11 protein-coding genes and 3 pseudogenes are annotated in these 16,605 nt (G+C 37.2%); 7 read left to right on the forward strand and 7 right to left on the reverse strand.

Annotated features, from left to right (window positions below; all coding sequences use genetic code 11):
- Nucleotides 1-118 precede the first annotated feature (118 nt).
- Genes mdlC through CXF69_RS00735 form a run of 3 tightly spaced genes read left to right on the forward strand, consistent with a single transcriptional unit; the run spans nt 119 to nt 4,596 of the window.
- On the forward strand, nt 119-1,705 hold the full coding sequence (gene mdlC / locus CXF69_RS00725) for a benzoylformate decarboxylase (RefSeq protein WP_219621249.1): 1,587 nt from the start codon (nt 119-121) through the stop codon (nt 1,703-1,705).
- Between the two features lie 23 nt (nt 1,706-1,728).
- Nucleotides 1,729-3,423, forward strand: coding sequence for a D-lactate dehydrogenase (gene dld, locus CXF69_RS00730; RefSeq protein WP_102078016.1), 1,695 nt, complete (start codon nt 1,729-1,731; stop codon nt 3,421-3,423).
- A 48-nt stretch (nt 3,424-3,471) separates the two neighbouring features.
- Complete coding sequence (locus CXF69_RS00735) at nt 3,472-4,596, forward strand: alpha-hydroxy-acid oxidizing protein (protein ID WP_102078017.1); 1,125 nt, start codon at nt 3,472-3,474, stop codon at nt 4,594-4,596.
- Between the two features lie 256 nt (nt 4,597-4,852).
- Here the strand turns inward: CXF69_RS00735 and CXF69_RS14445 are convergent.
- Nucleotides 4,853-5,592: pseudogene (locus CXF69_RS14445) on the reverse strand (IS3 family transposase); the annotation flags it as partial.
- 132 nt (nt 5,593-5,724) lie between these two features.
- Here CXF69_RS14445 and CXF69_RS14450 point away from each other — a divergent pair.
- Nucleotides 5,725-5,901: pseudogene (locus CXF69_RS14450) on the forward strand (IS5/IS1182 family transposase); the annotation flags it as partial.
- Between the two features lie 135 nt (nt 5,902-6,036).
- On the opposite strand, the gene CXF69_RS00740 reads toward CXF69_RS14450, so the two are convergent.
- On the reverse strand, nt 6,037-7,506 hold the full coding sequence (locus CXF69_RS00740) for an aldehyde dehydrogenase family protein (RefSeq protein ID WP_102078018.1): 1,470 nt from the start codon (nt 7,504-7,506) through the stop codon (nt 6,037-6,039).
- Nucleotides 7,499-8,839 (reverse strand): MFS transporter, encoded by a 1,341-nt coding sequence (locus tag CXF69_RS00745; protein WP_102078019.1) that lies wholly within the window; start codon nt 8,837-8,839, stop codon nt 7,499-7,501. The genes CXF69_RS00740 and CXF69_RS00745 overlap by 8 nt, the downstream gene beginning before the upstream one ends.
- Nucleotides 8,840-9,067: 228 nt before the next feature.
- On the opposite strand from CXF69_RS00745, the gene CXF69_RS00750 reads away from it, so the two are divergent.
- Both CXF69_RS00750 and CXF69_RS00755 read left to right on the forward strand, forming a co-directional pair.
- Nucleotides 9,068-9,961 (forward strand): LysR family transcriptional regulator, encoded by an 894-nt coding sequence (locus CXF69_RS00750; protein WP_102083147.1) that lies wholly within the window; start codon nt 9,068-9,070, stop codon nt 9,959-9,961.
- Between the two features lie 415 nt (nt 9,962-10,376).
- Nucleotides 10,377-11,076: pseudogene (locus tag CXF69_RS00755) on the forward strand (IS1 family transposase).
- 430 nt (nt 11,077-11,506) lie between these two features.
- On the opposite strand, the gene CXF69_RS00765 reads toward CXF69_RS00755, so the two are convergent.
- The 3 genes from CXF69_RS00765 to CXF69_RS14605 form a co-directional block, all read right to left on the reverse strand.
- Nucleotides 11,507-12,415, reverse strand: coding sequence for an ATP-binding protein (locus tag CXF69_RS00765; protein ID WP_102078923.1), 909 nt, complete (start codon nt 12,413-12,415; stop codon nt 11,507-11,509).
- A 79-nt stretch (nt 12,416-12,494) separates the two neighbouring features.
- Nucleotides 12,495-13,631, reverse strand: a complete 1,137-nt coding sequence (locus CXF69_RS00770; protein WP_102078924.1) for a DUF1376 domain-containing protein — start codon at nt 13,629-13,631, stop codon at nt 12,495-12,497.
- 63 nt (nt 13,632-13,694) lie between these two features.
- Nucleotides 13,695-13,961: a helix-turn-helix domain-containing protein gene (locus CXF69_RS14605; protein WP_102078925.1), complete on the reverse strand. Its 267-nt coding sequence runs from the start codon at nt 13,959-13,961 to the stop codon at nt 13,695-13,697.
- A gap of 244 nt (nt 13,962-14,205) precedes the next feature.
- Between CXF69_RS14605 and CXF69_RS00780 the strand changes: the two genes are divergently transcribed.
- Nucleotides 14,206-15,117, forward strand: a complete 912-nt coding sequence (locus CXF69_RS00780; protein ID WP_102077929.1) for an XRE family transcriptional regulator — start codon at nt 14,206-14,208, stop codon at nt 15,115-15,117.
- A 412-nt stretch (nt 15,118-15,529) separates the two neighbouring features.
- Here the strand turns inward: CXF69_RS00780 and CXF69_RS00785 are convergent, their stop codons facing one another.
- Nucleotides 15,530-16,447 (reverse strand): LysR family transcriptional regulator, encoded by a 918-nt coding sequence (locus tag CXF69_RS00785; protein ID WP_102077928.1) that lies wholly within the window; start codon nt 16,445-16,447, stop codon nt 15,530-15,532.
- Nucleotides 16,448-16,605: the final 158 nt, after the last annotated feature.

Below are 16,605 nucleotides of genomic sequence, written 5' to 3' on the forward strand. Positions count from 1 at the left end.
ATTCCATGTCTGGACTTATAAGTATTATCTATAATACATAATTACTAATATTCATTTGAGCTATAGTTCCCTTGTATCTATGATTTATGTTAAGACATCACATAAACAAGGACCTGATGTGAAAACAGTTCATCAATATACCTATGACATATTAAGAAAGAACAATATCCAGACAATTTTTGGTAATCCTGGATCAAATGAATTGCCATTTCTAAAAAACTTTCCTAAAGATTTCCAATATATTCTCGGTCTACATGAAGGCACCGTTGTTGGGATTGCAGATGGGTATGCACAGGCAACAGGACAACCAGCTTTTGTAAATTTACATTCAGCTGCTGGTACGGGTAATGCGATGGGAGCTTTAAGTAATGCGTGGAATTCACATACTCCTTTAGTTATTACTTCCGGACAACAAACCCGTGCGATGATGGGAGTAGAAGCCTTATTAACCAATGTTGAAGCACCCCAATTACCTAAACCATTGGTGAAATGGAGTCACGAACCTGCTAGTGCTCATGAGGTTCCTCATGCGATTAGTCGAGCTATTGATATTTCCAGAGCTGAAGCCTCGGGACCTGTGTATGTTTCAATTCCTTATAATGATTGGGATGTAAAAGTTGATGAGCAAAATGAACACTTATTGCATAAACAGGTTTTTAATTCACAATGTTTATCGGCTCATGATTTGATTTTAATACAAGAAAAAATTAAAGTGGCTAAAAATGTGGCTTTGGTGCTTGGTACCGATGTTGACCGTCAATCCGCTAATGAAAATGCAATTAAATTTGCAGAAGAACTTAATGTGCCTGTATGGGTTGCGCCTTCATCACCACGCTGTCCGTTTCCAACCACACATGCTCATTTTCAAGGAATATTGCCCGCAAGTATTGCCGGCATTGCGCATATTTTTGAAGAGTATGATTTGGTATTAGTTTTTGGTGCACCTATATTTCGTTATCACCAATATGAGCCGGGCCAATATTTAGGGCCAAATACTGAATTAATAGCATTTACATGCGATTTTCAGGAAGCTGCACGTGCTGCTATGGGAATGAGTTTTATTTGTGATTTAGATGACAGTCTGGCACGTTTAAGTGAAGTTGTTGAGGCAAAACCTTTCCCTGTTAAACCCCGTCATCCTATTGCTTTATCTGAGCCTAGTCATCAGCAAGGATATATCAAGCCAGAACGTTTATTTGATTTAATCAATAGATTGGCGCCTGAACAAACTATTTATACCAATGAATCTACATCAACCACCAACATTTTGTGGGAACGTCTCAGATTAAATGGACAAGGTAGTTATTATTTTGCAGCAGCAGGTGGTTTAGGTTTTGGTATGCCCGCTGCCGTAGGAATCCAATTAGCAAAGTCAGAACGTCAAGTTGTTGCAATTATCGGGGACGGTTCAGCCAACTACAGTATTACTGCATTATGGACTGCAGCACAGTATAAAATTCCAGTAATTTTTATTATTTTAAAAAATGGAACTTATGGCGCCTTACGCTGGTTTGCAGAGGTATTACAAGTTAATAATATTCCGGGTATGGATGTGCCTGGCATTGACTTTACTCAGATTGCAAAAGGCTATGGTGTTGTGGCATGTAGTGTTCAAGATGATGAGTCATTTGTTGCTGCTTTTAAACAGGCATTAGATTCTGAACAGCCGACTTTAATTGAAGTTACCACTGCAGATTTAATATAAACCCATCTAAGGGAAAAATTTTAATGGCCATACAACATCAACTGATTAATGAATTGTTGCGAACCTTAGGTTCGGATAAGGTGCTTTATAAAGCAAATGATAAAGCACCTTATCTGAAGGGATTTCGGGTGGGTAAGGGAGACGCGATTGGGGTTGCTCTTCCAGATACCTTATTGGCACTATGGCGAACACTGGAGATCTGTGTAAAACATGATGTAATCATGATTTTACAGGCATCCAATACAGGTGTAACAGGTGGGTCGACTCCTGATGCTAATGATTATGACCGCGATGTGATTGTCGTCAGTACTCGTCGGTTGACAGATTTACAATTATTAGATAATGCACAGCAGGTTTTAGCCTTTCCTGGCACCACTTTGACTGAGTTGGAAAATGCTTTAAAGCCTTATAAACGTGAGCCGCACTCGGTGATTGGTTCTTCATGCATTGGTGCTTCTGTTATTGGCGGAATTTGTAATAACTCAGGGGGTTCCTTAATTCGTCGTGGTCCTGCCTATACCGAAAAGTCTCTATTTGCCCAAATTGATGAGCATGGTAGCTTACAACTTGTAAATCATCTGGGTATTGAGCTTGGTGAAACACCTGAACAAGTTTTTCAAAATTTAGAACAACAAAATTATGTGATTAATCAAGCGGAAGACTGGAACGGTCAAATCTGGGCTGAACAGTATGCTGAGAACCTACGTGATACTACGTCACCGACGCCGACACGTTATAATGGAAATCCAGCATATTTACATGAAAGTTCAGGTTGCTCAGGTAAACTTGCTGTCTTTGCTGTGCGTTTGCCGACCTTTGAAGTTGGGTCAGACTCAACTGCTTATTTTATTAGTAGCAATGATGAAGTTGAACTGATTCAACTGCGTAAATACTTACTAGAAAATCTCACAGTTCTACCAAGTCAGGCCGAATATATTCATCATCAGGCATTTGAACTGACTCAGCGTTATGCCAAACATATGTATAAAATAATTGATATTTTCGGGGCAGAAAAAATTCCTACTTTATTTGCCCTAAAAGCCAAGCTAGATCGTTTTTTTAAATCTGTACCATTATTGCCTAACAATAGTTTTGATCGTTGTATTCAATTATTTAATAATCTAACACCTACATGGATTGAACCTCGATTACAGAAATTTCAGAAAAAATATCAACATCATCTAGTGATTAAAATTGAACAAGCACAGCAAGATGAACTTCAGCAACTATTAACTAAATTCTTTAAAGGAAAAATAGAACAGTTTTTTCAATGTACCCCAGCAGAAGAAAAAAATGCCTTTCTGATTCGTTTTGCAATTGGAGGCTGTCTCATTTACTACTGTGAAAGCGAGGGAATCGACCCTAACGAACGTCTGGTCTCATTTGATGTTGCCTTGCGTCGTAATGATCAACAGTGGTTAATTGATCTGCCTGAGCATCTTCAACAACAAGTAATGATGGAGAGCTGTTGTGGTCACTTTTTCTGTTTTGTTTGCCATCAGGATTATTTGTTAAAAGAAGGTATAGATGCTCATCAATTTAAAAATGAGGTTTTAGCTTATCTAGAGCAGCGGGGAGCAAAATACCCTGCAGAACATAATGTCGGACATATATATCATGCTTCAACAGAGTATCAGGAACATTTAAAAATTCTCGATCCGACCAATAGCTTTAATCCTGGGATTGGCAAGACTAGTAAATGTAAACATTGGCATTAAATCTTGAATTTTCAGATTTTTTTGTCATTTTGTCATAAGGAAAAGGCTATGTCTTATATTAATATTGAAGATTATCGACAACAAGCTAAAACGAAACTACCGCGTATAGTCTTTGATTATTTAGATGGTGGTGCCGAAGATGAAAAGGGACTACAACATAACCGAAATATCTTTGATCAATGGCGCTTTAAACCCCAACGTCTTGTTGATGTCAGTCAACGAGATATTTCTTGTAAGTTATTTAACCACAAATGGTCTGCACCATTTGCAATCGCACCAACAGGGCTAAATAGTTCTTTTTGGCCTAAAGGTGACGCTTTATTGGCAAAAAGCGCCGCAAAAGCCAATATTCCGTTTATATTATCTACAGCTTCAAATATGTCAATTGAAGAAGTGGCACAGGCTTGTGATGGAGAAAAGTGGTTTCAACTTTATGTTGTACATCAGGAGCTAGCTGAACACATGGTACAGCGAGCATTGACTGCAGGCTATACTACTTTAATTATTACCTTAGATGTTAGTGTGAATGGTTATCGCGAACGTGATATTCGTAATGAGTTTGGTTTACCACTCCGTTTCACTCCAAGTTTATTGCTAGATGGGATATTGCATCCTGCTTGGGCATTGCGTTTTATGCGTAATGGTATGCCTCAATTGGCGAATTTTGTCACTTCACAAAGCACTAGTCTGGAAGTTCAAGCAGCACTGATGAGTCGTCAAATGGATGCCACTTTTGATACCGAGAGTTTAAAACGCATTCGGGAAATTTGGCCCCATACCTTATTATTAAAAGGGCTCGTCCGTCATGAAGATGCAAATATTGCAGTGCAATGCGGGGCTGATGGTGTGATCTTATCTAATCATGGTGGAAGACAATTAGACTGTAGTATTTCACCAATGGAAACATTGGCGGAAGTTGCACAAGTAATGGATAAACCTGTATTAATTGACAGCGGTTTTAGACGAGGTTCGGATATTGTTAAAGCATTGTGTCTAGGCGCAGATATGGTTTGTCTAGGACGAGCTACGCTTTACGGTTTAGCAGCTCAAGGAGAAGCGGGGGTCGATGGGGTCATTCAGCTTTTAAAACAAGATGTCGATCGAACGCTAGCGCAAATTGGATGTCCGTCTACCAATTTGTTAAATTCAAAATATCTGACTTCAGCTAAATAAGAAACTAGGGTCAGATATTTTAATTACTTAAAATATTGCTGGGGCTTACTGAAAATTGAGAAGAAAATAATAGGAAATGGTTAGTCTTTAAGTTCTCGCACAATACTCAAAGGGCAACATTAAGACCTATATTGTCGAATCCGTACAGTTAAACTTGGGATGTTTTAGTTACGCAGCCTGCCGATAAAAGTCAAACAACATCTATCTTGACGATCTGTAGCCCAAACCTTTTTGAATTCTTGTCTCACTGCTAACACAGCTCTTTGATGTACAAGTCATTAATCCCTGTTAAATATAACCGACCTTTATTCGTCCAAATATAGGTAATATCACTGACCCAAGACTCATTAGGACGGTTGGCATCAAACGTCTAATTCAACACGCTTGGATCAACCAGCTTGTTGTACTTTGAGTCAGTAGTGACTTTAAAATGTTTGTGACGACAGCATGTGATGCCGTGTACTTCTTTGATGCTTCTGATCATATATGGGTTAATATCATAGCCTTGCTCTGTCAGCTTCACATGCAATCGATTAACACCTTAACACTCACTAGTTTCACTGTGAGCGGCCTTAACTAGTAGCTCACAATAGTCGCTAATATCACGACTTAGCTAGTCATAGTCGCTTAATGGTTTAATGTCCAACATATTGCACATACGGGCGATGCTAAATATCTTTTGGTTGGCTTTGATAAAGGCATACTTCACTGACTATTTTTCGCAAAGTACGCGGTGGCTTGTACATCGGGATAAAGCAGTGCTTTGCTTTATTCCTCCTCATTTGATACCCCTCGTTTCTCCTCCACAACTTTAAGCTGTCGTTTAAGGCGATTGTTCTCTTCAAGAGCTCTCATAAGCTCAGGATCATATTTTTCTGTAACGAAAAGCTTACCTTGGTTGGCTTTATTGTGAAAGTTAGATAAGGTCTGCATGGCTGTGCCAAACTGTTTTTCGGCGGCTGAGATATTATCGCTGTTGTATGATATTTTCTTAATAGCTTCGGCTTTGAACTCTGTGCTTTAGGTTAGGTCTCTCTTAGTAATGGTAAGCTCCCTATCGAGTCGCCAGGTTACCAAGTTTGTCTCTACGCTTGCTTCAGCATAGCTCATTATAATTTTGACCCATCGCGGGCGTATATTAAACAAGCGATTTTCTTCAATAATACTCCCAGAAAACAGAACATTAAGTCCACTAATGATCATATAGACTGGCACTTGTGCAAGGCGCGATACTTAATAGAAAATGCTTTTGCTACATTGAGAAACTACAGGACAGTTGCGACTAGCTTTGATCGTCTCAAGTAAAGTTACGAGAATATGGTAGCACTCGATTGGGCGTATCTCTGGTTAAAACTTTAAATATTCAATATGCCCTATATGTGTTAATCAATAAACCCAGCTTTTTAGCTGGGTTTATTTTTGCTAGTTAACAAGAGAATCTCACAATGGATACTGAATTCCTTGATCGAGAATACTGACCCATTGGCGTTGACTAAATTCATCAAAATTAGCTGGTCCACCAAAACGACCACCATAGCCTGATTCACCCATACCGCCAAAAGGTACATGGTATTCATTGTTTACGGTCTGATCGTTAATATGAATCATACCACTTTTGATTTCTTTGGCTAAATTAAATGCTGCTGCGGTACGACGGCTATGGATTGCAACAGCAAGTCCATATTTAGATGAATTGACAATATCAATTGCTTCGTCAATATCATCAAATATTAAAACAGGAGCCACAGGGCCAAAGATTTCATCGGTAAAAATTGGATCATCCTTATTGATATTGGTAACTATGGTAGGATGATAGAATAATTTGTCACCTCTACCGCCACATTCTAGAACGGCACCTTGACTTACAGCATTCTCTACCATATCAGAGACTTTTTGGTGTTGTGCTGCATTGATGAGTGGACCTAAATGTGTATCTGGTGAAGATGGATCTCCAACTTTAAGAGATAATGCTTTTTGCTTTAACTTCTGAATATAAGAATCTGCAACATTACGATGAACTAGATGGCGCCCAGTTTGCATACAAATTTGCCCTTGATGCAGGAAAGTCCCCCAAACTGCGTTATTTACAGCTATATCCAAGTCGGCATCTTCACAGATAATCATGGCATTATTTCCACCCAATTCCAGTGCACATTTTTTTAATTGTTTAGCACAAGATTCAGCAATTTTTTTACCTACGCCAGTTGAACCTGTAAATGAAATCATATTAACTTGGTGATGGTTAACTAGAGCTTCGCCAATTTGACTTTCTCCGTTTAAAACCTGAAATACACCTTCAGGTAATTCAGCCATTTCAAATAACCATGCCAATAAGGCTCCACCTGTGATATTACTAAATTCAGATGGTTTCAAAATGACACTGTTACCCATGGCTAAAGCCGGAGCTATAGAGCGAATGGACAGAAGCAATGGGAAGTTCCATGGGGAAATTACTCCAACTACCCCTAGAGGTACACGTTGCCATACATTCGTTCTGTTTGGGATAGAAGAAGGGAAAACTTCTCCCGAAGCTGCCATAGGCATAGAAGATGCCATATAAAGCTGCTCAATACAGGCGTTTGCCTCCCAACCAGCTTTTAATAAAGTCGAGCCGCATTCCTGAACATTCCAGTCAATGAAAGTTTGAATGTTTTTTTCGAACCATTGAGCTGCTTTTCTTATAATTTTTGCACGTACTTCAAAAGTACTGCTTTTCCATAAAATTTGTGCTTGAGTAGCAATCTCAGCAGAAGTATTTACATTGTCTGTAGAAGCCAATTGAACCGATGATAGAATATTACCATTAGCTGGATTCACAATATTGCGGGATTTATGATTTGTTTTAACCCATTTGCCTTGGAAAATATGATCCTTCCAAATATGACCCGTACTATTTATCTGATTATTCATAAACTTCTCCTTTTAAAGCTTGATGGGCTAATGATGATTTTTGATGTGTAAATAAACCGATTGCAACTGCACCAATAATGCCTGGAATCGCAAAGAACATAAAATTTTGCTCAAATGGTAGATCCATCGCTAAGAGGTACCCTCCAAATAAAGGACCTGAAATTGCTCCGAAACGTCCCATTGCTGCAGAGAAACTGACGCCGGTAGAACGAATATTAGCAGGATAGAAATCTGCCGCTAAGGTATGTATGACTGACATTGAACCTACGGTCGCACCGCCTGCAATTATCAGTAAAAAACTTAGAATAAATGCCGGTGGATGAAAGCCTAAAAAGCTGATGGATACAGCCGCGAGTAAATAGCCAAAGATTAGCGTAGCTTTTGCTCCCCATTTATCGGCCAGCACACCAAAAACTAATGCACCAATAATTGCTCCTAAGTTGAGGGTAACAAGGAAAGTAATACTCGAACCTAGAGAATATCCTCCGACATTCATTAGCTTTGGTAACCATGTGCTTAACCCATAAACCATAAGCATTACCATTGCAAAACCAATCCAAATCAATAAGGTTTTGGTCGCTTTACCTTCAGTAAACAAACCAATTAATGGAATTTTTTGCTGATGAGCTGTGACATCAACTACATAATGCATATTTGGCTGATGTTTATGAGCGGGATTAAACTTCGCTAGAGTTCTAATAACTTCGGATTGTTTGTTTTTTTGAATGAGATAACTAATTGATTCAGGTAAAGTTTTATACATAATTGGAACAACTAAGATACAGCTACCTGCTATCCAAAACGTGACTTCCCATCCAAAGGTTGGAATTAAAAACAAACCAGATAAAGCTGAAATAATTGCACCTACTCCATAGAACGATAGCATTAAATTAATTAAACGATTACGATGACTACTAGGTGCCATTTCCTTAATAATAGTAACAAGATTAGGTACTGCCCCGCCTAATCCAACACCCGTTAATAAGCGGCAAATAAAGAAAGTTGTTGTATCATAGGCAAAGCCATTCATTGCAACGGCTAGGCTTGATAAAATTGTACAGGCGACGATAATATTCTTTCGACCAAATTTGTCGGCTGCCATTCCTAGAGTAACTGCACCTATCATCATACCCATTAAGGAGGCTGCGCCTAATAATCCCGCGGTTTGTGGTGTAAGGTGCCATTCAGCCATTAAACGGGGCAATACAGAGCCATATATGACTAGGTCATAGCCATCAAATAACATAATTAAGGCACACCAAAATACTAAAATTTTATGTTGAGTATTTAATGGAGCCTTATCAATCAGTGTTGCAGCATTGATATTTTGCATTACTTCATCCTTTTGAGGCTAAAAACTATAAAAATCGTACATGTCGATTTAGTTTTTGCCCAATCCCTGTTTACTATCAGATATACACTTGGACTGATGTTCTTTATCAGTCATGCATATTGATTTGTATCTTTTAGCTTAGATAGATTTTTTTTATAGAGCAAATTAATAAAATATATGTTTAAATATAACTGTTATCTATATTTGTAGTGTTGGTAGGATGAAACCATGGTTGTCGATTTGAAGTTGATAAAAGTATTTATTACAATTTTTGATACGAAGAGTGTGAGTTTAGCAGCTGAACGTTTGAATATTACCCAACCTTCGGTCAGTCATAGCCTTTCTCGGTTGCGATATTTGATGAAAGATCAATTATTTACCCGAACTAGAGAGGGAATGATTCCAACCTTTCATGCAACTCAACTATACGATTCTCTAAATCAACCTTTATTGGATATTGAAAATGTTATCAATGAAGTGAAGGAGTTTGATTTTAGGAACAGTAATCGCTGCTTTAGAATCGCTTTGACAGATATCGGAGGTATGTATTTTTTACCTTTAATTCTCTCAAGCCTAGAGAAAATTGCTCCAAATATCGCTGTGGAAGTAATTACTGTTGATATGAAAAAGCTTTCAGATTGGCTTATTACTGGAAAAATTGATGCCGCAATTTGTAATAAAAACTTAGAAGATAGTAGTTTAAATACATTTACTCTTTTCCGTGAAAAATATGTCTGTTTAGTAAGCAAAAATATAAAGTCTGTTAAAGATATTTTAACTTTAGATAATTTTCTTCAAGAAAATCATGCGATTGTTTCAGCGTCAACAGGTCATAACTTGATTGAAAGTTACCTTAGCAAACAAGGTTTAAGACGCAAAATTAAATTGAGGGTGCCTCAATTTAGTATTCTTGATGAACTCATTGAAAAGCATAATTTAATCGTAACAGTTCCTTCACGTGTTGATGCATACTTCAAATACAATCCATCAATACGTATTTTTGATGTTCCCTTTGAATTGCCCGAATTTGATGTAACGCTACATTGGCATGAGAAAAAAGGCCATGTGCTAGCCCAAAAATGGTTTATTAATTTTTTAAATGACACTTTAAGTAATTTATAGGTTATGTAAATCTTAGGCTTAAGAGGTCTATTTGTTATCGAATTTTATAAGTAATATTTGAGCATACACCTTATTTTCATCATATATGATCAATTGTAGATGGTGGTTATCGATCTTTGGAATGATGATAAAAATAAAGACAGACATCTCTTATGTTTAATTTTTTATTATCAGAATTTATATCGTTATTAGGTATACTTTGATATAACCAGCCTCTTGTGGCGTTCAATCCTATCTAAAAAGTAAATAACTCTATGTACGAAACATAGTTATCAAACTCCCAATGAAATTTTTTTGATAAGTTAGTCGACTACTCATCTTAATTTTTATTAGAAGTATTGGTGGTATATCAAAAATCATTCTGAAGAATTAAAGGAAAGGTGACAGCTGGAGCAAAGATATTATATTTGAGGTTATGAAGACACAAATAGATATTAATTTCCCTAACTGCCACTCTTCCAGTTTAAAAAAATGTTGTAAAAAGCGATGGCAGGCAAAACTATCAATGCAAAGTCTGCAAACGTCAATTCATTGGCGATCATGCGATTACTTACTAAGGTTGCCACTCTCAAATAGAGCATAAGATACGCCTCATGGCGGTTCATAGTTGTGGCGTTAGAGACGTCGCTACGATTACCTCAGTGAGTATTGGTAAGATACTGAGCACCATAGGCTCATCAATCTATAAGATACTCCCAAAGCATCACTATTACGAGCATTCGGAAGTGGATGAGTTTTGGACATACGTGAAGCGTAAGAAACATAAGGTATAACTCATCTATGCTTATGACCGCGATACTGGTGAGATTATGGCTTATGCTTTGGGTAAACGTGACTTAAAGACCGCTAAGAAGCTGCGAGCCAGGCTTAAGCAACTTAAGGTTCACTATGGTTCAATCAGTATGGACAACTGGCGTAGCTTTAAGACAGCTTTTAAAGCAGATCCTAAGCAGATTGGTAAAGAACATACTGCGGGTATAGAGAGTAATAACTATCGTTTAAAACATCGGTTGAGGCGAGCAGTTAGAAAGACGTATTGCTTCTCTAAAAAGTTCGATGATCGCTTTAGGACGTTCAATATGGTGTTCTTTTATATTAATTATGGCTTCATCTAATGACAGCATACTTTTTGGAACACCGTCCAATATTTAAAGTCATGTCACTATCGACATATTTTTTATACTGATTACTTTTCGTGCTAGATAGACTAAATAGTCTAGCTTCACTCTGAACGTCCGCCGTACAATATTGGGTCAATAGATGTATAGCATTGCTGTATGTCTGCTTTAAGCTTATCGTCTCAATGCTGGTGTAATATAAAGATGGGCTGTGCTTCACATCAACCCCAGAGAGAATCTCGGCATGGAGTAGCTCATGAAGCTCATTCTTGATAATCTTATATAGACTAGCATCAATATACTGCTTTATTAATATGAGGATTTGACTACTACAGTACGTTTTTATCAAGGATAACCAGAAAATATTTAGCATCATTCACATGTGTGATGTATTAAATTTTAAGCTATTACATTTTCTAACTTGTACTCACAAATTCGTAACCTTTTGCGTAAGCATACGATAACTAGGCCACGTGCATTTGATATTAATTATACGTTGGCAGATGCGGTCGACTGCACGGTCGCCAATGTAACGATTAAAGTTATCAGGCGATAGATTGGTAGTAATAATTGTCGGTAAACCTAGTTGATAGCGGCGGTCGATGATAGCGGATAGGCGCTCTCTATCTTCTTGAGCCATTAGCTCATTCAATCGGGTCCCGTTTTCGCCCACCTCGTCAATAATAAAGACCGTAGCACGACTAATCTGCTCGATATATGCAGCTTCCGTATCTTTGGTATTCTTATCCCACGTCATCCTGACCTCTTTATGAATCTGACTCTCCCGCTTATAAACTACAGTCATATTAGTCTTGAACTTTTGGCTGATAATCTCATTAGCAATTAGGCAGGCCAACTTAGTTTTGCCAGTCCCAGTGTTACCTGTTAATATAATATTTTCACTGCCAGCGCCGTAGGTTGATACATACCTACGCATGACACTTATAATATTATAAAAACGTTCACGAATTGCTTCATCGCCCAATATAGCCCATGCATTAAAACCCATACCCAAATGTTCTTTTGGGATATTAAGATTTCTACTAAGCTCATTACGCAGGCGGGCTAAACGTTCGGTATATGCGTCAGCATCCCATTTACATTTCTGACAGGGATTTCCACCCGCTTTTATCACGGTTTTTAGCACTTTCCATGTTTGTCGGCCGTGTACATCACAGTTAGTAGTGATTTCATCCATCTCACAGGAAAGCTTAGTAAAGGTAGAGTTTTCTTGCTTAGCTAGGCTACTAAGCACATCTTGTTTATGATTATTAATATTTGTATCGCTTATACATTTTATATCATTTCGTTTTTGTGCATAGTTTAATGATGTCATATCAAAGCTCCATTAATTTTTTGTAGCTGAGTGAAGTAGCGTTTGTGCTGATGCTAGCCAATAATACAGAGCTAGGCTATTACGATATACGATGCTTATTCTCATCATAATATTCGAGATCGCCTATCCAAGCTTTTTTCTCTTCATCAGTCATGTCAGCCCCAGGATTGCCCCAGTAATCATTTACCGCTTGTGGATCATTATCTCGATTATAAGATTTACCGTTCATTGTAGGAGACGCTTTAACTATGGTTGGTTCATCCTCCCAAGATTTTGCATTTAACCAAGTGCTCGGGTGTTTTTGATATTTAGAGGCTTGTATTATAGGGGTTTGATCTTGCACTGCTTTCATGATTTGATCGAACAAGGCTTGAAGATCATCAGGTCGTTCGTGTTTAACTTTCCCCCTTTTCCCAGTTCCTGTAAACACACTGTGCCACACTGCTTCAGCTAGGCCTTTGGATTTTTTGTTTGGATATGCTGCGTAAAACAACTCAAATTTTTCTTCAAGCCATTCTTCGTGGTTTATTTCTTTTTCATAGTTATTAGTTTCTAGTTTTTGTTTGTTAGTTATAGCGTCTTCTTGTGTGACAATCGAATGATATTCATTGTGACCGTCCGTGACATCGCTTGTGACATTATTATTTTCTGAATTCAACTCGATTATACTTTTATGTTCATAAAATAGTTCTCGTAATTTAGTTATGCCTTTGACCTCTTTAGAGTTAATACCTATAGAAGACAAATACCCACGAATCACCTTAACTTCTTTACGTAATTTTGCTTGTCTCTCTGCAGCTGTCAAAGGTTTATTTGACGTGACACCATCTGTCACACTATTATTTTCACTTATATAATTTGTGACATTTTTATTTGGGTTTTTAAATTTATAGTTCTTTAGAATAACTTCCCATTCAGAGTGCTTATAACGTTTAGTACGCTTATCAAATATAAATTTATCCTTTAGAAGGAATGCTAAGGCCTTTTTTTCACTCTTGGTTCGACATGACAAGCGACGTGAAAGCATATCAATATCAGACATTAGACTTTCACCAGTCTTTAAATAAATAGTACGCATATCGAGATATAAACTTTTTTCGATACGAGACATATATCGAGTTTCAATTTCCCAATCACCGAATTTATGCATAATCATATGCATAACACCAAACTCAGTATAAGATCTTTTATCTTTGTTCTTTTCGCTATGTGTCATGAGGCACTCCCTGTATAAGCATTCGATCTTTAGTTAGCTCTATCGACTAGAACTTTGAGATTATTAGCTTGACGTACAAGACTTTTCACAATCATCAATATACTGATCGAGGTGCCTCTTTCTATACAAGACGTGCCGGCCTATTTTACTATAAGTGATTGCGTCAGATTGATGACAGCGCATGTATTGAAGTGTACTTGTAGATTTCCCGAGATACGCTGCTGCATATTCTGATGTAAATGGGGTATCAATATCCGACTCTATGACAACCTGTCTCATCATATCTTTCTCAGATTGAGTGTAGTCAGACCAATTTTTTCTACGAAACATAGCTCTTCCTTCATAATTATTGATTAAAGAAGTTAATTAGTTACTGCTATAGTCTACCAAAGAAACTTTTAAATCAAGTTAAAGTTTCCTAAATTCTAAAATTGATTAAATATAGGCTTTATACAAAGGATATTTAATATAAAAGTGCCGTAAAAACTCGTTTAAATAAAATTTCACATAAAAGTTTCCTGTGCTAAAATGACATTAGGGAAACTTTTATGAAATCTTAATTAGAGAATGCTTTATGAGTGAATACCTGAAGGAAGTTGCAGCTAGAATTAAGAGATGCATGAATGATAAAGGTCTTAGACAAGTAGACATTGTAAAGACCACAGGTGTCTCAAAATCAAGTGTCTCAAAATGGCTTGGAGGAAGAGCCTGCCCAAGTGGAGAATACTTGCTTCGTCTTTCTCAAGTTTTAGATAAACCCGAATACTGGATTTTAAATGGTGAGTATCCCTACTCTTCTTATGCGGACATTGATGATGCAATGGACTATCTAAATTCAGTAGAAGAAGATAATAGGCAAATCTACATTAAAAAATTAGGATTAGATCCTAAGCTTCCATATAGCATCCGGTATTTACGTGACGAATTTGAAGATCGTATGTATTGTGAACATGAACATCAATTTGAATTATCTGCCGAACAAGAAAAGCAAATCGAAGCATATGAAGAAGAGAAATATGAGAGATGGTTTGAATCAAATATAACAGTGGATAATATGCTTGAAAACAGAGATACGTTGAAAGAGATAGAGAAGCTTTTCAATTCAACTAATTTCATTTCTAACTTTCAATACTCGAACAAATCACTAAGATCACCCTCTGAAATTGCAGAGCGATCAAAAACTCAACTTGACAAGACATTATATTATAGTCAAGAAGATATCAGCATGGAGCCCGTGATCATGCGAGGTGCCCAGTGCTCAGTCGATTTAAGCAAACGGACAATTCGAGATGGCAAAATTTATTTAATTAGAAGATATGATTTCTATGGTATGAGAACATTATTTAGCCAATCAGATGGCAGCTTGCTTCTTCAGAGTAAGAATATAAATTACCCAAATGAGGTAGTTTCTAAAAACGAAGTAGATAGCTTAGTGATTATCGGCTATGTCTACGCTTGGGCTAACTTTGATCCTTGGGAAAACTAAACCGACCCAATATTGTCAAAGTTTTAACACTTTGAGAGAATACGATAATGAACACACAGAAATACGCCCTTGAGATTATATAGTACGATGTTCGCATATTAAGTAGAACAGTAAAAAAGTTAAGGTTAACATATTGAGGAGCTTAATCACGTGAATGAAGATCTTAAGCAAGAGTGGTGGTTGGCTTTATTGATAAACATAAATATGGCACTCTAACCATATTTTGAGTATTAGCAATTACTATATCAACCTATCGCCATGAGAAATATTTAGCTGATAATATCTGTAGTGGATTACTTAACAGGATACCTTTGGGTCAAGGTAACTGAAAGCATTTAATATAAATGGTAGTTACACAGAATCTGGAATGGGCTCCTCAGAATCTGAGATGGGCTCGGGATTTCATATATGTTCAAATCTTCTCACGTTTATAAACAAAGCCTTCTTCATCGTAAATTTGATAAGTAACATCTAATAGCGTTTCCAATAATTCAGACTTATCGAAATGCCTGACACTCATCACAATTGGCGAAGTTAGTATCCCCTCTTCAAATGGTATATAGGTTATCTCTTGATGACGTAAATGCTCAAGTGTCTTTGGTACGATAGTCAGACCTTCACCTGCTGCTACCAACCCTAAGGCAATATGCAATTCACGTACTTCAATAAAATAGTTCGCTTTCAAATTACGGGTTTCAAATAATTCCAATACATAATCAATGAAACTGGGCCTCGGTGCTGTTGGATAGAGTAAGAGATTTTCATTTGTTAAATCAATAAGGCTCAAACTGTTGCATTTTTCTTTTGATAAGGGATGTTCTATAGGAACAGCCACTACTAAATCTTCCTCTCTAAGCACCATTCGCCTGATAGAAGCATCTTCAAATAACAACCTGCCAAAACCTACATCTATCTTACCTTCTGTCAATGCTTGCGTTTGTTGCCAGGAGTTTAGCTCATATAATTTAACCTCGATATTCGGATGAACTTCTCTAAAACGTGATATCACTCTCGGTAATATGCCATACAATATAGACGATACAAAACCTATCGAAAGCGAATTATCGAAATTTCCCTTACGAATAGTCATGGTACGCAGGTCGTCTGATTTTTTTAGAATTTGAATCGCATGATCATAAAAAAACTCGCCAGCCTCAGTGAGTTTCAAGGGACGGTTCTCCCTATCAATAAGCGTAACGCCAATCTCTTCTTCTAATTGTTTTATTTGCCGGCTAAGTGGTGGCTGCGAGATGTACAAACGAGCAGCTGCTTTATTAAAGCTTTTTTCTTCTGCCACGGCTATGAAATAGCGTAAATGCCTAAGTTCCATTATTCTTCCTTGATTGACTTTCTATTGCTTCTATCCTAAGTCGTTCTAGTCTCTTCCCTTTTTTCTATCACCTACTTCATATACAGAATGTCCATACTTAAAGAACATAACATGATACCTACCTTTCAACAAAATACCTAAAAAGTATTAAAATAAGA

Origin of the sequence: Psychrobacter sp. Choline-02u-9 (genome assembly GCF_002836505.1) — a bacterium.
Taxonomy (GTDB): Bacteria; Pseudomonadota; Gammaproteobacteria; order Pseudomonadales; family Moraxellaceae; genus Psychrobacter.